At 57.5% G+C, this 20673-nt stretch carries 19 protein-coding genes; 1 reads left to right on the top strand and 18 read right to left on the bottom strand.

The window, feature by feature from the left end:
• Positions 1-75: 75 nt before the first annotated feature.
• The 18 genes from AB5Y82_RS19110 to tapM all read right to left on the bottom strand — a co-directional run bounded on the left by AB5Y82_RS19110 (position 76) and on the right by tapM (position 17898).
• Positions 76-873, bottom strand: a complete 798-nt coding sequence (locus AB5Y82_RS19110) for a DUF1338 domain-containing protein (RefSeq protein ID WP_111900749.1) — start codon at positions 871-873, stop codon at positions 76-78.
• Positions 874-937: 64 nt separating this feature from the next.
• A complete protein-coding gene (gene astD / locus AB5Y82_RS19105; RefSeq protein ID WP_111900750.1) occupies positions 938-2407 on the bottom strand; it encodes a succinylglutamate-semialdehyde dehydrogenase in 1470 nt (489 codons plus the stop codon).
• 72 nt (positions 2408-2479) lie between these two features.
• A complete protein-coding gene (gene astA, locus AB5Y82_RS19100) occupies positions 2480-3499 on the bottom strand; it encodes an arginine N-succinyltransferase (RefSeq protein WP_005334994.1) in 1020 nt (339 codons plus the stop codon).
• Positions 3500-3575: 76 nt separating this feature from the next.
• Positions 3576-4793, bottom strand: a complete 1218-nt coding sequence (locus AB5Y82_RS19095; protein WP_111900752.1) for an aspartate aminotransferase family protein — start codon at positions 4791-4793, stop codon at positions 3576-3578.
• 276 nt (positions 4794-5069) lie between these two features.
• Entirely contained in the window at positions 5070-5651 is a 582-nt protein-coding gene (locus AB5Y82_RS19090; protein ID WP_111900753.1) for an aminodeoxychorismate synthase component II, read from the bottom strand.
• A 21-nt stretch (positions 5652-5672) separates the two neighbouring features.
• A complete protein-coding gene (locus tag AB5Y82_RS19085; protein WP_005334997.1) occupies positions 5673-5888 on the bottom strand; it encodes a hypothetical protein in 216 nt (71 codons plus the stop codon).
• A 118-nt stretch (positions 5889-6006) separates the two neighbouring features.
• Positions 6007-7011, bottom strand: coding sequence for a tryptophan--tRNA ligase (gene trpS / locus AB5Y82_RS19080; protein WP_111900754.1), 1005 nt, complete (start codon positions 7009-7011; stop codon positions 6007-6009).
• Positions 7012-7053: 42 nt separating this feature from the next.
• Complete coding sequence (locus AB5Y82_RS19075) at positions 7054-7722, bottom strand: phosphoglycolate phosphatase (RefSeq protein ID WP_111900755.1); 669 nt, start codon at positions 7720-7722, stop codon at positions 7054-7056.
• Entirely contained in the window at positions 7709-8383 is a 675-nt protein-coding gene (gene rpe, locus AB5Y82_RS19070; RefSeq protein WP_005335006.1) for a ribulose-phosphate 3-epimerase, read from the bottom strand. Before rpe ends, AB5Y82_RS19075 begins: the two co-directional genes overlap by 14 nt.
• Positions 8384-8573: 190 nt before the next feature.
• Positions 8574-9446, bottom strand: a complete 873-nt coding sequence (locus AB5Y82_RS19065) for a Dam family site-specific DNA-(adenine-N6)-methyltransferase (RefSeq protein WP_088868683.1) — start codon at positions 9444-9446, stop codon at positions 8574-8576.
• A 70-nt stretch (positions 9447-9516) separates the two neighbouring features.
• Positions 9517-11097 (bottom strand): SPOR domain-containing protein, encoded by a 1581-nt coding sequence (locus AB5Y82_RS19060; protein ID WP_368174399.1) that lies wholly within the window; start codon positions 11095-11097, stop codon positions 9517-9519.
• The gene (gene aroB / locus AB5Y82_RS19055) at positions 11087-12169 is read right to left on the bottom strand and encodes a 3-dehydroquinate synthase (RefSeq protein WP_111900758.1); all 1083 of its coding nucleotides are present in this window, start codon (positions 12167-12169) and stop codon (positions 11087-11089) included. Before aroB ends, AB5Y82_RS19060 begins: the two co-directional genes overlap by 11 nt.
• 14 nt (positions 12170-12183) lie before the next feature.
• Entirely contained in the window at positions 12184-12702 is a 519-nt protein-coding gene (aroK, locus tag AB5Y82_RS19050; protein WP_005335014.1) for a shikimate kinase AroK, read from the bottom strand.
• Positions 12703-12893: 191 nt separating this feature from the next.
• Positions 12894-15128 carry a type IV pilus secretin PilQ gene (locus AB5Y82_RS19045; protein WP_111900759.1) on the bottom strand — a complete coding sequence of 745 codons (2235 nt, stop codon included), beginning with the start codon at positions 15126-15128 and terminating at the stop codon, positions 12894-12896.
• A 16-nt stretch (positions 15129-15144) separates the two neighbouring features.
• Positions 15145-15678, bottom strand: coding sequence for a pilus assembly protein PilP (locus AB5Y82_RS19040; protein WP_111900760.1), 534 nt, complete (start codon positions 15676-15678; stop codon positions 15145-15147).
• On the bottom strand, positions 15675-16274 hold the full coding sequence (gene tapO, locus AB5Y82_RS19035) for a PilO family type IV pilus biogenesis protein TapO (RefSeq protein WP_111900761.1): 600 nt from the start codon (positions 16272-16274) through the stop codon (positions 15675-15677). The genes AB5Y82_RS19040 and tapO overlap by 4 nt, the downstream gene beginning before the upstream one ends.
• Positions 16271-16849, bottom strand: coding sequence for a PilN family type IV pilus biogenesis protein TapN (tapN, locus tag AB5Y82_RS19030; protein WP_005353997.1), 579 nt, complete (start codon positions 16847-16849; stop codon positions 16271-16273). Before tapN ends, tapO begins: the two co-directional genes overlap by 4 nt.
• Positions 16837-17898 (bottom strand): PilM family type IVa pilus assembly protein TapM, encoded by a 1062-nt coding sequence (gene tapM / locus AB5Y82_RS19025; protein ID WP_162632569.1) that lies wholly within the window; start codon positions 17896-17898, stop codon positions 16837-16839. The genes tapN and tapM overlap by 13 nt, the downstream gene beginning before the upstream one ends.
• Positions 17899-18198: 300 nt before the next feature.
• Here tapM and AB5Y82_RS19020 point away from each other — a divergent pair, with 300 nt between their 5' ends.
• Positions 18199-20670, top strand: a complete 2472-nt coding sequence (locus AB5Y82_RS19020) for a penicillin-binding protein 1A (RefSeq protein WP_047437955.1) — start codon at positions 18199-18201, stop codon at positions 20668-20670.
• The last annotated feature ends 3 nt before the right edge of the window (positions 20671-20673 follow it).

The raw sequence follows: 20673 nt of genomic DNA, 5'->3' as shown, positions 1-20673 counted from the left end.
CCCGATACCGTCACTCTGCGCCAAACAAAACGCCTCCACAAAGGAGGCGTTGCGACTGAAACAGGGTGGCTCCCGTTACATGGCATTCGTCGATTCGAAGATCTTGTCCGCCGAGGCCTCGACAAAGCCCGGATAGAGTACGCCGTCGGCCTGCGGATAGCGCAGAGCAAACTCGTAGAAGCAGCTCGGGATGGTACGCACCCCATCGCTGAACGGCACCTCTGCTTTGTCGGCCATGGTGGAGGATTGCTCCAGCATCACCTGCGGGTCCCCTTTCACCTCGCCACCCACGCTGTTGAGCACGAAACCCGCCACCTTCAGTGCCGCATTGACCTGATGGATGGTGTCGAAATCCTTCAACTTGTTGATATTGACCGTGAAGTGGTTGGCACGATAGCCCCATGCTGCCATCCATGCCGCGTACTCGCTCTCCGCCAGCAGGGTCTGATAATCGGCATAGGAGACCTGCCAGGGGGCACCGGTGTAGAGAAATGCCGGGGTATCGGTCAGATGATCGGGCACCTGATCGGCCAGCTTGTGGATGATGGCTTGGGCAGCTGGAGAGAGCTCTTCCACCTTCAGCTCGCTGATAAACACCTTGGGAGCGTCCGGATCCTGATGCTCGAAGTGCTTGGCGTAGAGCTTCTTGGCCTTGAAGACGTACTCGCCCTTCTGCTCGTAACCGAGCGCGAGAAAGTGGGCAGCCAGCTTCTCCAGCCCCAGCTTGGGCAGGTTGTAGGTACGAAACGCCACGTGATCGTTGACGATGGGCTCGCCGCCACCCAGCAGGGTGTGCACCTTGAGGGCACTCGGGGTCACCTTGATGTAGTTGTCCCACAGATGGCTGAACAGGGTGTCGATATCCTTTTGCATCTCTCTTTCCTTTGATTGCGGGTACGAAACGGGGCCCCGACGGGTGCCCCTTGTAGTTATCTGTTTAGAAGAAGAGGCCCGGCGAGAGCTGCTCAGGCATAGCCGCCTTGCTGTCTTCCACGGAGGCAACCGGATAGGCACAGTAGTCAGCGGCGTAGTAGGCGCTCGCCCTGTGGTTGCCGGAAGCCCCGATGCCGCCAAACGGCGCGGCACTGGAAGCACCGGTAATGGGCTTGTTCCAGTTGACGATGCCGGCGCGGATCCGCTTGAAGAAGTGATTCCAGTCCGCCTCCTTGTCACCCAACAGACCGGCCGAGAGGCCGTAGCGAGTGGCATTGGCCAGATCGATGGCCACATCGAAATCGTCATAACGGATCAACTGCAGCAGCGGGCCGAAGTACTCTTCGTCCGGCAGCGCGCTGATCGCAGTGACATCGATGATGCCCGGGGAGACAAAGCCGGTGCCCGCTTTCAGGTGCTCAAGCACCTGCAGGCTCTCGCCGCCCAGCTGTTGCAGGTTGGCTTGTGCTTCGACCATGCCAATCGCCGCTTTCTCGCTGATCATCGCCCCCATAAACGGCTGTTCGGCGGCGTCGTAGAGGCCGACCTTGATCTTGCCGACCACCTCGACCAGTCGCTTGACCAGGGCATCGCCCCGCTCGCCGCGCTCGACAAACAGACGGCGGGAGCAGGTGCAGCGCTGACCGGAAGTGATGAACGCCGACTGGATGATGGCATGGACGGCGCCGTCGATGTCGCTCACATCTTTCACAATCAGCGGGTTGTTGCCGCCCATCTCCAGCGCCAAAATTTTTCCCGGCTGACCGGCAAACTGCTGATGGAGGAAATGGCCGGTGCGGGAGGAGCCGGTGAAGAAGAGGCCGTCGATATCGGGGTTGCCCGCCAGCGCCTTGCCAGTCTCGACCTCCCCTTGCACCAGATTGAGCACTCCCTTGGGCAATCCGGCCTGCTGCCACACCTTGACCATGGCCTCGGCCACCATGGGTGTCAGCTCGGAGGGTTTGAACACCACGGCGTTACCCGCAATCAGCGCCGGGACTATATGGCCGTTGGGCAGATGGCCCGGGAAGTTGTAGGGGCCGAACACCGCCACCACGCCGTGGGGCTTGTGACGGACAAACGCCTTGGCGCCCGGCATGGCATTTTCAACGGTGCCGGTGCGCTCGTCGTGCGCACGGATGGAGATGGCAATCTTGCCCTGCATGGCGGCCACTTCGGTGCGGGTCTCCCACAGCGGTTTGCCGGTTTCGCGGGCGATGGTCAGGGCCAGCGCCTCTTTCTGCTCGCCAAGCAGGTCGGCATAACGACGCACTATGGCCAGACGATCCTCAAGGCTCATGTCCGCCCAGTGGTAGAAGGCGGCACGGGCGGCCTTGACGGCGGCATCCACCTGCGCCGCACTGGCGGCAGCCCCCTGCCAGATCACCTCGTTCTTGGCCGGATCGGTTGACTCGAACGGCTTGCCTTCACCGGCAAGCCACTGACCGTCGATAAATTGCACTAACTGGCTCATCCATTCACTCCCTGTCGCTGGCAGGCAGCCTCGGCTGCCTGTCTGATAATCGGTTTGCTTGTCCTGTTTGCCTCAGTCGAGGTCGACCACCCGCACCATGTCGCCATCCTGCACCTTGAGTGCCGCCGCCATCTTGGGCGGAATGATGGCTTCGTGCTTGTCGAGATCGACCCGGATATTGCCGTAGCAGGCGCGGTAATGTTCGAAACGGCTGTTGCAGATAAGGTGGGTCTTGCCACCAATGGGCTCGCCCACCAGCACCCGCAGCTTCTTGCTGCGGCGCACGCTGCGAATATTCTTCACGTCGCACTCGACGGTGGGGCCCGCATCGAAAATATCGACGTAGCCACGGTTCACAAAGCCCTCGTCCTGCAGCATCTTGATGGCGGGACGGGTCTTCTCGTGGGTCTGACCGATAACGGCCCGCGCCTCTTTGCTCAGCAAATTGACGTAGATGGGGTACTTGGGCATCAGTTCGGCGATAAAGCGCTTCTTGCCGATGCCGGTCAGATAGTCGACGGTAGGAAAATCCATCGAGAAGAAGTGGGTTTGCAGCCACTCGTAGAAGGGGCTGTGACCGTTGGCATCGGAGACGCCGCGCATCTCGGCGAAGACGGTCTCGTCAAACAGCTCGGGGTGCTCGGCCATAAACAGGAAGCGGTGCTTGGAAAGCAGGCGGCCGTTGAGCCCCTCGCGGGCACATTCGCGCAAAAACAGGGTGCAAAGCTCGGAGTTGCCGGTGTAGTCGTTGGAGAGGGTCAGGGTTTCAACGACGTTGTAGATGCCGAGCTTGGGAGAAGAGTGCACCACCTTGCCGATGTGGTAGTTGTAAAATGGCTGGGAGAGGCCAACCGCAGCATCGATGGCACAGGTGCCGACCATCTCGCCGGTCTCCAGATCCTCAGCCACGAAGAAGTAGAGGCAGTCCCCCTTGCCGGCGGGCTTGTCGGAAAAAGTCTGGGTAGAGGCGTCAATCTTGCGCTGCAGCAGCTCATCGTTGACGGGCAACGAGGTCATGCCGGTGCCGGACTCGATGGCGCAGGTCTTGAGCCCGGCAAAATCTTTTTGCTCGATGGGACGGATAACCAACATAAATGACAACTCCCTTTCATTGACGACAGGTGGGGTCCCGGCTCCTGCCGGGAGAGCTCCCCACCTCAATTTGGAATCAGGCGTTAACCACCTGGGCAACCGCCTTCTCGAAGCGGGCCAACCCTTCCTTGATGTCCGCTTCCGGGATCACCAGTGAAGGGGCAAAACGAACCACGTTGGTACCAGCCACCAGTGCCATCAGCCCCTGATCGATAGAGGCCAGCAGGAAGTCGCGCGAGCGTCCCTTGTAGGCATCGCTCAGGGCGGCACCCAGCAACAGACCCTTGCCGCGGATCTCGCTGAAGCAGTGGTATTTGGCATTGATGGCTTCAAGACCATCGCGGAACAGCTGCTCGCGCTGCTTGATGCCCGCCAGCACCTCGGGGGTGTTGATCACATCGATCACCGCTTCGGCTACCGCACAAGCCAGCGGGTTGCCGCCGTAGGTAGAGCCGTGAGTGCCCACTTTCAGGTAAGCCGCAATCTCGTCGGTGGTCAGCATGGCGCCGATGGGGAAACCGCCCCCCAGAGCCTTGGCGCTGGTGAGGATGTCCGGCGTAACGCCGAGACCCATATAGGCATAGAGATCACCGGTACGGCCGACCCCTGACTGCACTTCGTCATAGATCAGCAGGGCATTGTGTTTGTCGCACAGCGCGCGTACCCCTTTGGCAAACTCGTCGGTAGGACGAATGATGCCACCCTCCCCCTGCAGCGGCTCCATCACCACGGCGCAGGTGTTGTCGGCGATCACCTCGGCCAGTGCGGCCAGATCGTTGTAGGGTACGTGGGTAATGTCGCCGGGCTTGGGACCGAAGCCATCGGAGTAGGCCGCCTGGCCACCGACGCTGACGGTAAAGAAGGTACGACCGTGGAAGCCCTGATTGAAGGCGATGATCTGGGTCTTCTGCTCACCAAATTTCTCGATGGCGTAGCGGCGAGCCAGCTTGAGGGCGGCTTCGTTCGCTTCGGCGCCGGAGTTGCAGAAGTAGACCTTGTCGGCGAAGGTGGCGGCGACCAGCTTCTTGGCCAGACGCAGGGCCGGCTCGTTGGTCATCACGTTGGAGAGGTGCCACAGCTTCTCACCCTGGGTTTTCAGGGCCTCGACCAGCTTGGGGTGACAGTGACCCAAACCGTTGACGGCGATACCACCGGCGAAGTCGACATACTCGCGCCCTTCCTGATCCCAGACACGTGACCCTTCACCACGCACCGGGATGATCTTGGCGGGTGCATAGTTGGGAACCATCACTTCATCAAACACTTCACGTGTCACTGCCAACAACTCTGACATATAGCTCTCCTTCGATTCGGCGACAGAATAATCCACCGCCCAAAAGTTAAATCCGTGTAAACGTGACGGGATTATCACAGAAATAAAGTAAAAAGTCTGTAACAAGACGGCCTATGAGGAACAATGTTCGATTGCCATTGAGATTTTAGGCAACCGCATTGCATAACGACTCAGGGGGCCTTGGCAAGAGATAATTTGGGCAGGAGAGGGGGTGAATAAAGTGTCAGGGAAATTTTTTTTGCCTTCTCTCGAACTTGAGAAGGCGATCACAACTTTTTATGAACGCGCCAGAAAGTTGGCCAGCAACTGATGGCCCTGCTCGCTCAAAATACTCTCCGGATGGAACTGAACACCCTCGATGGGGAACGTCTTGTGGCGCAGCCCCATGATCTCGTCAAACAAGCCATCGGCATGCTCGCTCCAGGCGGTGATCTCGAAGCAGTCAGGCAGCGTGTCGCGCTCCACCACCAAGGAGTGGTAGCGGGTCACCCTCAACGGGTTGTTGAGCCCCTTGAACACCCCCTCATGGCGATGGCGGATGAACGAGGTTTTGCCGTGCATTACCTGACGGGCACGGACTACGCGGGCACCGAAGGCCTGCGCCAGCGACTGATGACCGAGACAGACGCCGAGAATGGGCAGCTTGCCAGCAAAGTGGCTGATGGCATCGAGAGAGATCCCCGCCTCATTGGGCGTACAGGGACCGGGAGAGATCACCAGAAAACGGGGGGAGAGCTGCGCTATGGCATCGAGCGTCAGTTCATCATTGCGCTTGACCACAACCTCTTGTCCTAGGGCGCCGAAATATTGCACCAGGTTCCAGGTAAAAGAGTCGTAGTTATCGATCAACAACAACATGAGATAACCAACAGCGGAGAATTAACGATCGAGATAACGACCCTGTTCCATTTCCCGTTCACGCTGACACTCGGCCAGATAGATGGCGGCAGCAACGGCAGGGGTTTTATGGTGCTTGTCGATGGCATTGGAGACCATCAACTGCAGGGTATTGAGGTTTTTCGCCTTGCGAAATTTACGTAGCCAGTGACCTTTGTCACTCAGCTCTTCAGCAGAAATAGTTGGTTGAACAGGCATGCTTTCTCTTGGGGATATTACCCAGGTTGAAATAAAGAAATTAAACAAAATAGCTAGGCGGAAAATAAAGAAAGCCAGGCAAATACCCAGCTCTCTTCTACTACACCTTCCCAGTATGTCAGGCTCGAGGAACGAAGCCGACTACATCATATACGCTGGTCAGGGTTTTTTCAGCTCTTTCGCGCGCCTTTTGTGCGCCTTCTGCCAGAATCGCGATCAGATGGGCCTCATCCTGACGCAACTCGTGGAAACGGGCCTGGATCGGTTCCAACAGCGCAACCACGGCTTCGGCGGTTTCGGTCTTGAGGTGACCGTACATCTTGCCTTCGAAGTGCTGCTCCAGCTCGGGGATGGAACGACCGGTGACGCCGGACATCAGGGTCAGCAGGTTGGAGACACCCGGTTTGTTTTCCGGGTCGAAACGCACCACCGCCGGCTCGTCGGAGTCGGTCACCGCACGCTTGATCTTCTTGACGATCTGCTTGGGATCTTCCAGCAGGCCGATGAAGTTGGCTTCGTTGTCATCCGACTTGGACATCTTCTTGGTCGGATCCTGCAGGCTCATCACCCGTGCCCCTTCGGTCGGAATGAAGGGCTCCGGCATGGTGAACACCTCACCATAGAGGTTGTTGAAACGGGTGCAGATGTCGCGGGTCAGCTCCAGATGCTGCTTCTGGTCGTTGCCGACCGGCACCTGATTGGCCTGATAGAGCAGAATATCAGCGGCCATCAACACCGGATAACCGAACAGGCCGACGTTGACGTTGTTCTCGAAACGGGCGGACTTGTCCTTGAACTGGGTCATGCGCGACAGCTCACCCATCTGGGTGTAGCAGTTGAGGATCCAGCCCAGCTCGGCGTGCTGCGGCACGTGAGACTGGATGAAGACGGTGCTCTTCTTGGGATCGATACCGACCGCCAGATAGAGGGCGGCCGCATCCAGACAAGCCTTGCGCAGGGCAGCCGGGTCCTGGCGAGTGGTGATGGCGTGCAGGTCGACGATGCAGTAGAGGCAGTCGTACTCATCCTGCATGTTGACCCACTGACGCAGGGCCCCCATGTAGTTGCCGATGGTCAGTTGACCGGAGGGTTGCGCTCCGCTCAATACGATTGGTTTAGTCATGAGAGTGTTAATCCTTGTTATTCAGCCAGCCCAGCTGCGCTATTAGACCAAAAGTGCATCGAGCTGGGCAAACTGCTCGAATACCCAGTCTGGATGGGAGTCTGCGATGGGGCGGCCATAGTTGTAGCCGTATGTAAGACCCACCACCTTCATGCCAGCCGCCTTGGCCGCCAGCACGTCATTTTCTGAGTCGCCCACCATCAGGGTGCGAGCCGGGCTCACCCCCAACTCCTGGCAAGCGTGCAGCAAGGGCTCCGGGCTCGGCTTCTTGACCGGCACGCAGTTGCCACCAAGCCAGAGTTCGAAACAATCGCTGATGCCAAGGGCATCGAGGATAGGGGCCACGAAATCGCTCGGCTTGTTGGTGACGATCGCCTTCTTGTAGCCCAGGCTTTGCAGGCGACGCAGACTCTGCACCACCCCTTCATACATCGCCAGCCCTTGCAGCAGGCAGGCGTTGTAGTGCTGGAAAAAAATCGGTCTGGCCTTGGCAAACAGCTCGGGATCGGCCTCGCGATAGGCGAGCGCCCGCTGGATCAGCTTGTCGGCACCGTTGCCGACCCAGGTACGGATCACCGCTTCATCAGCTTGCTCCAGACCCAGATCAGCCAGAGTCAGATTGACCGCCAGCGCCAGCTGGGCGGCGCTGTCAATGAGAGTGCCGTCCAGATCGAACAGCACCAAATCAAATGCGCGCTCAGCGTGTGACATGAGCCAGCTCCGCACGCATCTTGTCGATCACCGCCTTGTAGTCAGGCTGGCTGAAAATGGCCGAGCCGGCGACAAACATGTCGGCGCCCGCTTCGGCGATCTCGCGAATGTTGTCGACCTTCACCCCGCCATCGATCTCGAGGCGGATATCGCGACCGCTCTCGTCGATCAGACGACGCACCTGACGCAACTTGTCGAGGGTACCGGGGATGAAGCTCTGACCACCGAAGCCAGGATTGACCGACATCAGCAGGATCACATCCAGCTTGTCCATCACATATTCGAGGCAGGAGAGCGAGGTAGCCGGATTCAGCACCAGACCCGCCTGGCAGCCCATCTCCTTGATGAGGCCCAAAGAGCGATCAACGTGATCAGAGGCTTCCGGATGGAAGGTGATGAGGGAAGCACCGGCCTTGGCAAAATCAGGAATGATGCGATCCACCGGCTTGACCATCAGGTGCACGTCGATGGGGGCCTCGATACCGTAGTCACGCAGCGCCTGACAGACCATGGGGCCAATGGTCAGGTTGGGGACATAGTGGTTGTCCATCACGTCGAAGTGAACCACGTCGGCACCGGCAGCCAGTACCTTGGCTACATCGTCACCCAGACGGGCAAAATCGGCAGAGAGGATCGAGGGGGCAATCAGAAAGTCTTTCATCAGCATCATCCATTGGCAGCCAGGGAGAAAAAGCGGCGCAATTTTAACGTAAAAGGCGGGCGAAAACGACTCGAATGCGGGGTAAATGGGGCAATCGCCTCCCCTCCCCCAACCACCCGGGTTTTGCGGCATCGGCACGGGCCCAGGCGCGCCCATAAAAAAACGGCGCCCCTGGGCGCCGCATGGTCTGTTACGTCAGTGGCAGTAGTTCACTGTCGCTGGGATAGTAGCCCTGCTCCGGTTCGATTCCGGGCGGATAGAGCGCCAACAATTCGGCCACCTTGTTGCGGGTGCCGCCGTTGCGACTGATGGTGCGCTTGACCAAGATTTCGTCGAGGCGGGCACCGCGATAAAGCTCACGAGTCAGCTCAATATCGTGGTTGCTGATCAGCACCGGCACCCCTTTGTGAGCGGCTGTGTGACGGGCCAGTCGCGCCAGGATCGCCTGATCATCCAGGGTAAACCCGCCGGAGGCATAGGTGGTGAAGCTCGCCGTAGTGGAGAGCGGCGCATAGGGTGGATCACAATAGATAACCCAATCCTCTTCGGCACGCTTGATTGCATCGGCGTAGCTCTCGCAGATAAAGGTCGCCTTCTGCGCCTTTTCGGCAAAGACCCACAGTTCTTTTTCCGGGAAATAGGGTTTCTTGTAGGAACCGAACGGCACGTTGAAGCCGCCCTTCTTGTTGTAGCGGCACAGTCCGTTGAAACCGTGACGGTTGAGAAACAGGAACAAGAGTGCCCGCTCGAAGGTGGTCTCGGTCTGATTGAACTGGGTACGCAGCCGGTAATAGGCCGCCTTGTGGTTGTGCTCTGCCACAAACAGCTTGCGCGCCTCGGCAATGAAACTGTCCGGCGTCAGCTTGAGGTGGTTGTACAGGCAGATCAGATCCGGATTGATGTCGTTGAGCACATACGCGTCGTAGTCGGTGTTGAGAAACACTGACCCCGCCCCGACGAAGGGCTCCAGCAACACACGCCCGGCCGGCAGGCGCTCGGCAATCTCTTCAACCAGGGAGTATTTTCCCCCGGCCCATTTTAAAAAAGCGCGTGTTTTTTTCATGGAAATCCGGTGTGTAAGAAGGCAAGACCCAAAAAGGGGGACGATTCTACCCCCTTATCCGGTATCAAGGCTATTGCTTCAGCTCTTTTTGTACCTGTGCAAACGACTTGGGCCAGGGCTGGCCTTTCAGCAAGGCTGGCGGAAGCTTGCGAATGGCACTCTTGGCCTGGGTCAGACCGGCATAATCCCCTTGCAGCACCACATACCAGGGGCTGCCACGGAATTTGGTCTGATAGACCCAGACCTTACCCGCCAAACCATGCTCGGCAACAAATTGATCCACCGCCTTGGTGTTGCTCGCCCCCATCAGCTGAACGCTGTAGTGGTTGCGCGGCTTCTTGTTCAAGGTGGCGACCGGTGTCAGGGCCACCTTGGGTGCTGGCGCGGCGACCGGCTCGCTGTTGGCGGTTTTGGTGGTGGTGGCAGGCGTTGCGGTTGTCGCCGGATTCAGTGCTTTGGCGGTACTGGCTGGCGCCGTGGTTGCGATTGCACCACTGGGGGCTGTGCCACTCGGGTTCTTGCCGGTCAGCTCGTCCACCACATCAGTAGGCAGTGCGCCGCTCACCTTGGGTTCGGTCATCAGCTTTTGCACGACCTCGTCAGAGATCACCACCCGGCGCCCTTCGTAATTGGTTGATTCGGTGGTCACAGTTTCGCTCTCCACCGACTTGGGCAACACTTTCGCCTCCGGCTGCCAATCTTTCACAACACCATTGGGATTGCTGGCTGCATCGCTGTTTTGCGCGCCTTGTGCAGCGGCATCGGTATTCGAACCGCCAGCGGTGAGGGGATCGCCTCCCGCTACCGGGATCGGCAATGCCGTGTTCTGCGCCGGATCCTGCAGCGCCGGTTTGCTTTCATTGTCAAACAGCGCAGGCAGCAGGTAGCTCAGCGCCAGCAGGCCGCCAGCGACCAGCGCGATAGCAGTGGCAATCTTCTTGACAGGCAACTCCGCCTGACGCTTCTTGGGCCTTCTGTCGGTCATGATATCCTCCAGTAACTGCATGATGGTGGACGGATGTCCGTTCGCCGTTTTCAGGATCTCCTCCACTTGCGGCTTGGGCAAGAGGGTCGCCGGGATCTTGAGCTCTTTGGCTTTCTCATACAAGAAGATGCGCTGCTCGGGCGGGCTCAGGGGCGGCACCTCCAGCTCAAGGGCTGGCATGGCACGCCCTTTGAGCTGCGGTCGTTGGGTACGACACCAGACGTCACTGCCCGAGACGATAATGGCCAGTTGATGGGGCGCCGCCAGGGTATCGTTATGACGGATGATCGCCCACAACTCTCCCAGCAATTCGGCCGGCAACTGGTCGGCCCGCTCTATCAGCAGCAACAGGGTGGCAGGCTTGCTCCCCTCCAGCATGCGAAAGAAGCTCTCCGCCAGCGCATCCTGTGGATTGAACAGCGGGCGCGCCACCACCTGTGGTAGCAACAGCTGGCGTACATCCACCATCTTCATGGCAGGTGTACCAATCAGGCTTACCACCCGCACTTTTTCCGGCAACACGCCGAGCAGGGATTCGCACAGGGTACCGCGACCACAACCGGGTTTACCGGAGAGAAAAATGAAAGGGTGATTGAATTCAATCAGATGCAGCAGCCGGTCAACCAGCTGCCGCTGGGAAGGAAGTTTTAGCAGTTTATTCGTCACGACCAGACTCGATCACCGCCAGCAACTCGGCATCGGACACATCCCCCACCACCTGCGCATGGCCGATACCAACCGGCAACACCAGACGCAGCTTGCCTTCCAGCACCTTCTTGTCACGGCGCATATGGCGAATAAAGGCGGCGAAATCCATCTCGGCAGGCGCATGAATGGGCAAATTGGCGGCCAGCAGCAGAGCGCGCACTCGCGCAACGTCCGCTTCGCTCATATCGCCACGGGCCTGCGCAGTCCAGGCAGCCAGCATGGTGCCGGCGGATACCGCTTCACCATGCAGCCAGTTACCATACCCCTGCTCGGCCTCGATGGCATGGCCAAAGGTGTGACCCAGATTGAGCAGCGCACGGACGCCGTGCTCGGTCTCATCTTGACCGACCACATCGGCTTTGATCTCGCAGCAGCGTTTGATGGCGTAGGCCAGCGCGGCAGGTTCCAGCTGTTGCAGACGCATAATGTTCTGCTCCAGCCAGCTGAAGAAATCAGCATCCCAAATGATGCCGTACTTGATCACCTCGGCCATCCCTGCGGCAAATTCGCGGGCTGGCAAGGTACTCAGACATTCGGTATCGATAACAACTTGTTTGGGCTGATAAAAAGCCCCAATCATGTTCTTGCCGAGGGGGTGGTTGACCGCGGTTTTACCGCCAACAGAGGAGTCAACCTGGGAGAGCAGAGTGGTCGGGATCTGGATAAAAGGAATGCCACGTTGATAGCTTGCTGCCGCAAAGCCCACCACATCCCCGATCACGCCGCCTCCCAGAGCGATCAGTGTCGTATCGCGCCCATGGTTGGTTTCAAGCAGAGCAGACATGATCTGCTCAAAGGTCGCCAGGTTCTTGTACGCCTCGCCGTCAGGCAGGATCAGGTGTTCAACCTGAAAACCCGACAGCAGAGCGGTTACCTGTTCAAGATAAAGCGGAGCAACGACCGTGTTGGTCACTATCATCACCCGCTTGCCCTTGATGGTCGATACCAGCGCCTCGGGGCGCTGCAACAACCCTGCAGCTATCTCGATGGGATAGCTGCGTTCACCCAGTTCGACCTTCAACCGTTCCATGGACGTCCTCTAGATTACATACCGATCAGCTTTACAATTTGATTGGCAACGATTTTTGCGCTCTGGTCATCGGTGTGCACAACAAAGTCGGCAACCTCTTCATACAGGGCATTGCGCTCTTGTGCCAGACGTTCCAGCACTTCGCGTGCCGGTTCTTCGGTCTGTAGCAGAGGGCGGCGTTTGTCTCGCTGTGTGCGCGCCAGCTGCTTTTCGATTGTGGTTTCGAGGTAGACCACGATGCCACGAGCAGACAACTTGTTGCGGGTTTCACGACTCTTGATGGCACCGCCACCCGTCGCCAGCACGATACCCTGCTGCTCTGACAATTCGCCGATCACCTTCTCTTCGCGAATCCGGAAACCTTCTTCGCCTTCAACATCGAACACCCAGCCGATATCAGCACCACTGCGGCGCTCAATCTCATGATCTGAGTCGAAAAACTCCATATGCAGTTGTTCTGCCAGATGTCTACCTATGGTGCTCTTGCCCGCACCCATGGGACCTATCAGGAAAATATTGCGTTTCTCAGCCATGTCTTTTCGTTAGTAATTACAAACTGTACGACCCCGATGAATACTGGATCGGGGTACCTATGAACCTTATCTTGCGATGGATCAGGAGGGGGATTATCTCAATAGATATCGGGACTGGCAACCGCAGCCCTTACGCCCCAGCCTCATTGGGGCGTAAGGTTATATGTGTTTTACCCTCACATGTAAAGCATTCAGAAGGCGTCGGTGACTATCTTGGGCGTCACGAAAATCAGCAATTCCCGCTTTTTGTTCTCGCTGGTGGTCTTGCGGAACAAGGCCCCCAATCCGGGAATGTCACCCAGCAGCGGCACCTTGGTTACATCGCTCTTGATGGTCTGCTGATAAATGCCGCCCAACACCAGGGTCTCGCCATTGTTCACCAGCACCTGAGTGGTGATGGACTGGGCGTTGATGGAAACCGCATCACCGGTACCGGTCGGTACCGTTTCACCCTTGGTATCCTGGGTCACGGTCAGGTCGAGAATCACCCGATTGTCAGGGGTGATCTGCGGGGTAACCTTCAGGCTCAATACCGCCTTCTTGAAGGTAACCGAGGTAGCGCCACTGGAAGATGACTCCACATAGGGGATCTCGGTACCCTGCTCGATCAATGCCGGTTTCTGGTTCGCAGTGGTCACGCGCGGACTGGCGATAATCTCGGCCTTGCTCTCTTTTTCCAGCGCCGACAACTCGAGATCCAGCAAGGTGCCATCAGCCAAACGGGCAACCTGGAAGGCCAAAGTACCGGCCGCATTGGTCACCGGCAAGTTGACGTTGAGCCGATCGTCTGCTGATGGCCGAGGGCTAGGATTAATCGCAGAACTGCCGTTGTTGTTACCAGAGCCATCATTCCCCTCGATGGAACCGGACGTACTGTTGCCATGACCATCGTTTTTGGTCACTCCCCACCGCACCCCAAGCGCTTCATCAAAGCCGTCGTCAATGGTCACCATCCGCGCCTCGATCACCACCTGCTTGACCGGAATATCGAGGATATCGAGCATCCGTTTGATGCTGCTGATGACATCGGCGGTATCCTTGACCACCAGCACGTTGGTTCGCTCGTCCACGCTCACCGCACCACGGGGTGACAGCAACTTGGTACTTTCGGAAGAGAGCAGGGCAGCCACTTCCGAGGCCTTGGCATAGTTTATCTGCAGATACTCGGTATAGAGCGGAGCCAAATCGGCAACCTGATTTCGGCTCTCCAGCTGTTGCTTCTCGCGTGTTGCGATCTCTTCTGCAGGCGCTACCAGCAAGATGTTGTTATCCAGCCGCTTATCCAGACCCCGCACCTTCAAAATAATGTCGAGCGCCTGCTCCCACGGCACCCCATCCAGACGCAGGGTAATATTGCCTGATACCGAATCTGTGGTTACCAAGTTAAGGTTGTTGAAATCAGCAATAAGCTGCAATACGGTACGGACTGGAATATCCTGAAAGTTCAATGAGATGGGTTTGCCCTGATACTGCTTGGATGCCGTGGCCGTCGTCCGCTTTTTTACCTCGATAATGAAGAGCTTGTCCGCCTGATCGTAACGGTAATCAAACTGACCATTGATCGACAGTTCAAACAGGGTATCACTGCCCTGCCGGGAGACTTCAACCTGAGAGACCGGCGTTGCAAAATCCTGCACGTTGATCAGATTAAGCAAGCCATCCGGTACCCGAGTGCCATGAAACTTGGCCAGTACGGTCTGGCCTCGGCTGCTCACATCGACGGCGGCCGAGCTGTTATCCAGCGTGACCAGAAACTCCCCCTGACCATCCTTGCCACGACGAAAATCCACACCGGTAACCGAGTTGAAATAGGCGCCACCCCCACTGCTTTGATAGTTGTTGAGCACCGGCTTGCTGGCAGGCTGTGTTGCTACCGGCGTAGTCACGGGCGCAACAGGCATCGACCGGGCGACGATCTGAGGATTGAGCAGTGCCGAAGTAGAGGGTGTGGCCACCATCGCAGAGGGCGCTGGCACAGGAGTAGCCGAGGTTACGGGTGCAATCAGCGCGCTCTCACCATTGATGAGCCCGGAAGAGGCCCCCTCGCCCAATGACACCAGTAATTTGTTCCCCTGTTGCTGCACCTGATAGGGAGCAAGCTGATCGAGTGCGATCTTGATATCCAGACCTGCGCCCTTACCCTCAACCTTGATATTATCTACCCCCAGGCGCTGGATCGGCAGCGGGTTCACTTTAAGTGCCCCTACCGCACCGGGAACATGCAACAACAGCTGATTGGGCTGATAAGAGAGACGATCGGTAAAGCCAGTGACCGGCTCACTGAAACTGAGCTCCACCAGCAATTGATCAGCAAGCAGCGGATTGACCTTGATCTCCTGCAGGGTTGCCACTGCCCACGCCTGACTGAGGGCGCTGGCGCAAAACAGCAAAGCTACTTTGGATACACTCTCTATTGTTGTTCTCATTGCTGTTCGTCCCTGATTATTGTTTTTCTTGCATATTGGCCATTGCCAACTGGGTTTCTCTTGTTACCCAGCACCCCTTCCCGTCCGGAATGGTTTCCAGCAAATCCACGGCAGTGTCAGTGATCTTGATGACCCGGCCCTGATCAAGCCCCATATACTGGTTGAGCCCGACCCGCATCGATTTGCCATCCGGGGTGCTGATCAAGGCCCACAACTGACCTGCCTTACCCAAAGAACCATGCATCGACAGACTGGCCAGCGAATAATTTTCCAGCACCTCTTTCTCACGATCGATCAGGGTCTGAGCACAATCCGGCTGGGCCTTGGTAGTACTTGTACTTCCGACCGTCGCCTCAGGCTGAGGAACCATGAAGGGGCTGCGCAACTCGCGTTGCTGGTAGTGCATGGGGGCAAAAGGCTTCAGCTCGGGCAAGGGCTCGATAGGTATGGGCGGCCTTGCTTTGGTCTGGGCGACATAGCTATCCATGTCCTCCTGGCCACCACAGGCCGCCAGCAAGAGGGCAGGCAACAACCAGCAGATGCGTCTCATTGTTTCGGCTCCACTGTTTTACCGTTGTACTTGTAGGTCTTGGCCAGCATCGACATCGAAATCAGCTCCCCTTCATCCTTGCTCTGACCCAGAGTGAAGGAGTCAAGGATGACGATACGGGGCAAAGCGGCCATGTCAGCGGTAAACTTGCCAATTTCATGGTAAGTGCCCACGACTTCGATACGCATTGGTAGCTCGGTTGAAAACTCGTGCTTGACCTCGGGTTCCCAGTTGATCCGGTTCAATTTCAAGCCGTTGTCGGTAGCAATAAAGCTGATATCGTCCAGCAGACCGGCGACCTCATGGGTATTGGGCAACTGCTTGAGCTGGGTATCGACCAGTTGCTCAAGCTGAACCATTTGCGCCTTGTATGCCCCCAGGTTGGCAGCCAGCATCGCCTTACTTTCAAACTGGGCTTTCAGTTCGGTCTCCTTCCCCGCTTCCTGAGTCAAACTGGTCAGTGAGTTGGCAATCACGTAGTAGTAGATGGCGCCGCCGGTCAACACGCAGCAGAAAAAAATGAAGAGCCCTTTTGCCCATTTTGGCCAGCTTGCTATGTCATTGATATCCAACTCGTTGAGTTGCTGAAGGTTCATTGTTGCTCCTTGGCCACATTCCCTGCAGCCGCAGCATTGTTGGCGATCAGGAACATCATGGAAAACTGGCTCAATGACACTGGCGCAACATCAGCCGCAAAAATAGTGCTTATCTTTGCCTGACCCAGCCAGCCGGAACCATCAATCCGCCGCATCATGCTGGCCACCCGACCATAGGCTTCGGTCTTGCCATTTACATCAATAATATTGTTCTGCATCGAGAGGGTGTTGAGGTAAACCCCGTTGGGCACCAATGAAGGCAGCTGATTGAAGAGGCGGACGGGCACATTGCGGCGCATCTGCAACTGCTCGATGAGCTGCATCCGATCGATCAGTTCCTTGCGACGCTCTTTGAGCAGACGGATCTCCCCCAGCTGGGCATCCAGAATAGTCATCTCCTGAACCAGCCTCTGGTTGCGCTGCTGCTGGGCGACGATCTGGCGATCAACCAGCCAGTTGGCAAAAAATCCCAACGCGACCGTGGCCAGCACAAAAATCCCCAGCAAGGCCCCGAACTGTTTCTTTTGGCGCTGGGCCCGGGCTTCACGCCAGGGTAGAAGGTTTATATTTGACATGGTGTGAAACTCCTCAGAGCCAACCCGAATGCCGTCATATATTTAGCACCATGTACCAGCTCGGCCTCCCCTTTCGGTTTGCCAAACAGAGCGAACAGATCCGGGTGCAACACCTCGCAATTGACCTCTTCTTTTACCTGCACCAACAAACCGGGTAGCAGACTGCCTCCCCCCGTCAGCACCAGTTTTGCGATGTCGCGATAACCGGATGAACTGCAAAAGAGCTGGATATTGCGCCGCACTTGCTGCAACAGCGAGTTGATGTGGGGCATCAGCACATCCAGCTCATGGTCAACAGGCAAGGTACCTTTGGTTTTAGCCTGCTCAGCCTCATCCAGCGTCATGCCATAAAAGGAGGAGAGCGCCTGGCTGTACTGATCGCCGCCGAAGTTTTGCAAGCGGGAGTAGATCACCTCCCCCTTGACCAGCGCCGCAAAGGTCATGGCACTGGCGCCAATGTCGATCACCCCGATCGGCCGTTCACTCTCCTGCAATTCGGGCAGACAGGCCACCACGGCACGGCCCAGCGCATGGGCGCCCACATCCACCACCTTGACGGCAATACCGGCTTCGGCAAGGGCGCTGACCCGGCCGTTGACACTCTCGGTGCGGGCTGCGCTCAGCAGCACATCTTGACGATCTTCGCTATTGTTGGTGCTCAGCACCTCAAAATCGAGACTCACTTCATCGAGGGGGAAGGGAATGATCTGCTCGGCCTCCAGCTGCACCTGACTCTCCAGCTCCTTGTCGCTGAGGCGGGCATCAATCTGGATCACCTTGGTTATCACGTTGGAGCCGGTCACCGCAGTGGCGGCATAGTCGCTGTGAGCTGGGATCAGGCGCTTGAGAGTCTTGAGAGATTGGCTGACGCGCTCGATATCCTGCAATTGATAGTCAACCAGCGTCCCTTTCGGGGTGGCAATATCGGCGACACATTCGAGATGAAGCTTGCCGGGTCGGCCACTGAGGGTAACGGCCTTGATGGTCTGGCTGCCGAAATCAATGCCCACCAGAGGGAGGAGGGATCCCTTGTTAAAAAGCCCAAACATATACACATCCATGCGTTATTTGGTTTTATTCCTGAACAGAGTGTAGGACACCCGATCAGAGGAGTGCTTCACTCATCCTAAATGCTCTAACTATCAATGTCATAAAGTTTATGTCGAAAAGTGACCCATCTCGCTTTCTTCATGGCAAGTGGCCCTCCTTGGTTATTACTCCCCGTAGTGCTAACCTCTCGCATCCTTTTGAGGTGGGTGGCTCGCCACAGGAAAACCTCGAATTCCCGATGGCAAAAGGGCTATACTCTGCGCCCGTTGGCTAATTTTAAGACGATTGGTAGTTCTTCCATGCTGAAATGGCTCGTTCGCCTGTTTATTGTCATGATGCTGGGTGCAGTGCTGGGTGTTGCCAGCCTCATCGGTATCTACTTCTATATCAAACCCCAACTGCCCGATGTCACTGCACTGCGTGACGTCAAGCTGGCAACCCCGATGCGGGTTTACAGCCGGGATGGGGAGTTGATCGCCCAATATGGCGAAATTCGTCGCATTCCGCTGCGTCTGGACGAAATTCCGCAACCCATGATCGATGCCGTACTGGCGACCGAGGATGCACGTTTCTATGAGCACCCGGGCATTGACCCGATTGGTATCATTCGAGCCGCATCCGTCTGGGCTGTCTCCGGTCATGCCCGTCAGGGGGCCAGTACCATCACCCAGCAGGTTGCCCGCAACTTCTTCCTGAGCAATGAGAAGACTATCATCCGCAAGATCAAGGAGGTCTTCCTGGCTTGGCGGATCGAACAGAATCTCTCAAAAGACGAGATCCTCGAACTCTACCTCAACAAGATCCCCCTCGGTTATCGCTCCTTCGGGATCGGTGCTGCGGCACAGGTTTACTTTGGTAAAGAGGTCAAGGATCTGGGACTGGACGAGATCGCCATCATTGCCGGTCTGCCGAAAGCTCCCTCCATGCTCAACCCCATCCGCTCCCCCGAGCGCGCCTTTGCGCGCCGCAACGTTGTACTGGGCAGGATGCTGGAAACTGGCAAGATAACCCAGGCTCAGTTTGACGAAGCGTCCAAGATGCCGATCAAGGCCCGTTTTCACGGCGCCGAAGTGACCCTGCACGCCCCCTATCTGGGGGAAATGGTGCGCCAGAAGATGGTCGAGCAGTTCGGTGAAGATGCCTACACCATGGGCCTGCACGTCTACACTACCGTCTCTGCCGAGCGTCAGCGGGCAGCAAGACAGGCACTGCTGGATGGCGTTTTTGCCTATGACATGCGCCACGGCTATCGCGGCCCGACGGCTCAGTTGTGGAAGGCTGGCGAGACAGCCTGGGATTACGAGCAGATCGTCGCTCACCTTGGCAAACAACCCACTTACGATCCGCTGATGGCGGCGGTCGTGACCAAGCTCGGTGATCGCAGCGCCACGCTGGTACTGAAGAATGGCAAGGAAGCAGAGCTCGGCTGGAACGGCATTAAATGGGCCCGCTCCTTTATTACCGACGACCGTCAGAGCTATGCCCCGAAATCGGCGCGCGATGTGCTGAAAGTCGGCGCCCAGATCTGGGTGCGGGAAGAGGGCGAAGAGTTGCTGCTGGCCCAAATCCCGGATGTGAACGCCGCGCTGGTTGCCATGAACCCGAAAAATGGGGCTCTGGAAGCACTGGTCGGTGGTTTCAGCTTCGAACTATCCAAATTCAACCGGGTCGATCAGGCGCGTCGCCAGATCGGTTCCAATATCAAGCCTTTCCTCTATGCGACCGCGCTGGAGCATGGCTATACCCTGGCATCGCTCATCAACGATGCGCCGATCAACCAGTGGGATCCATCAAAAGGGCCCATGTGGCAGCCCAAGAACTCCCCGGCCGTTTATGATGGCCCCACCCCGCTGCGTCTGGGTCTGGCCAAGTCCAAGAACGTGATGTCGGTTCGACTGATGCGCGCCATCGGTCTGGATACCTATATCGACGGTCTGACCCGCTTTGGCTTCCCCCGCGACTTCATCTCTCCCCATGAGTCGCTGGCGCTGGGCGCTGCCGAATTCACCCCCCTCGAGGTAGTGCGTGGTTACTCGGTTCTGGCCAACGGTGGCTTCCTGGTGACCCCATACTTCATCGACAAAGTGACCGACAGCCTGGAGAACACCCTCTATCAGGCCAATCCTGCTATTGCTTGTACCACCTGCGAACAGCAGGCCGCACCCGAGCAGAGCACACTGCCGGTGCCAACTGTTGATGGAGCCGCACAAGATGGCACGCAGACCCCTCTCGCGCCAACCATTGCCCCGCATACCATCAGTGCCCAGAGTGCGTTCCTGATCACCGACACCCTGAGCACAGCCATCTGGGGTGGCAACGGCTGGCGTGGTACCGGCTGGCGTGCAGCCCGCGACCTGAAACGTCACGACATCTCCGGTAAAACCGGTACCACCAACGAATCGCGGGATGCCTGGTTCTCCGGCTACACCCCGGACATCGTTGCCACCTCATGGATCGGTTTTGACAACCACCAGCGTGGCCTTGGCCGTGCCGAGTTTGGCGGTGGCGCCGCGCAGCCTATCTGGATCGACTTCATGAAAGTCGCCCTCAAAAAACTGCCGGAGCACAAGATGCCGGTTCCCGAAGGGATCATGACGGTGAAGATTGATAGCGAAACCGGCCTGCTGGCAACCAGTGGCGGCACCGACGAATACTTCAAGGAAGGGACCGAACCGACCCGCTACGCAGCACCGAGCTCGGATGGCAATCAGGTCTACGGCGGTGACAACCCCGATGTGGAAGGGCCTGTCTCAACCGACGATATCTTCTAAGCT

The sequence above is a fragment of the Aeromonas sp. s13 genome, assembly GCF_040907905.1.
Taxonomy (GTDB): Bacteria; Pseudomonadota; Gammaproteobacteria; order Enterobacterales; family Aeromonadaceae; genus Aeromonas; species Aeromonas veronii.
This window is presented reverse-complemented; position numbering and strand designations above follow the sequence as displayed.

Coding starts and splice junctions, on each gene's coding strand:
- AB5Y82_RS19090 (WP_111900753.1), bottom strand. CDS start 5,651: ATGTTGTTGTTGATCGATAACTACGACTCTTTTACCTGGAACCTGGTG.
- aroB (WP_111900758.1), bottom strand. CDS start 12,169: ATGGAACGGTTGAAGGTCGAACTGGGTGAACGCAGCTATCCCATCGAG.
- aroK (WP_005335014.1), bottom strand. CDS start 12,702: ATGGCTGAGAAACGCAATATTTTCCTGATAGGTCCCATGGGTGCGGGC.
- AB5Y82_RS19040 (WP_111900760.1), bottom strand. CDS start 15,678: ATGAGACGCATCTGCTGGTTGTTGCCTGCCCTCTTGCTGGCGGCCTGT.
- AB5Y82_RS19045 (WP_111900759.1), bottom strand. CDS start 15,128: ATGAGAACAACAATAGAGAGTGTATCCAAAGTAGCTTTGCTGTTTTGC.
- tapM (WP_162632569.1), bottom strand. CDS start 17,898: ATGTTTGGGCTTTTTAACAAGGGATCCCTCCTCCCTCTGGTGGGCATT.
- AB5Y82_RS19085 (WP_005334997.1), bottom strand. CDS start 5,888: ATGCCTGTTCAACCAACTATTTCTGCTGAAGAGCTGAGTGACAAAGGT.
- AB5Y82_RS19020 (WP_047437955.1), top strand. CDS start 18,199: ATGCTGAAATGGCTCGTTCGCCTGTTTATTGTCATGATGCTGGGTGCA.
- AB5Y82_RS19075 (WP_111900755.1), bottom strand. CDS start 7,722: ATGTCACACGCTGAGCGCGCATTTGATTTGGTGCTGTTCGATCTGGAC.
- tapN (WP_005353997.1), bottom strand. CDS start 16,849: ATGTCAAATATAAACCTTCTACCCTGGCGTGAAGCCCGGGCCCAGCGC.
- AB5Y82_RS19110 (WP_111900749.1), bottom strand. CDS start 873: ATGCAAAAGGATATCGACACCCTGTTCAGCCATCTGTGGGACAACTAC.
- trpS (WP_111900754.1), bottom strand. CDS start 7,011: ATGACTAAACCAATCGTATTGAGCGGAGCGCAACCCTCCGGTCAACTG.
- tapO (WP_111900761.1), bottom strand. CDS start 16,274: ATGAACCTTCAGCAACTCAACGAGTTGGATATCAATGACATAGCAAGC.
- AB5Y82_RS19065 (WP_088868683.1), bottom strand. CDS start 9,446: ATGAAAAAAACACGCGCTTTTTTAAAATGGGCCGGGGGAAAATACTCC.
- astD (WP_111900750.1), bottom strand. CDS start 2,407: ATGAGCCAGTTAGTGCAATTTATCGACGGTCAGTGGCTTGCCGGTGAA.
- rpe (WP_005335006.1), bottom strand. CDS start 8,383: ATGAAAGACTTTCTGATTGCCCCCTCGATCCTCTCTGCCGATTTTGCC.
- astA (WP_005334994.1), bottom strand. CDS start 3,499: ATGTTGGTTATCCGTCCCATCGAGCAAAAAGATTTTGCCGGGCTCAAG.
- AB5Y82_RS19095 (WP_111900752.1), bottom strand. CDS start 4,793: ATGTCAGAGTTGTTGGCAGTGACACGTGAAGTGTTTGATGAAGTGATG.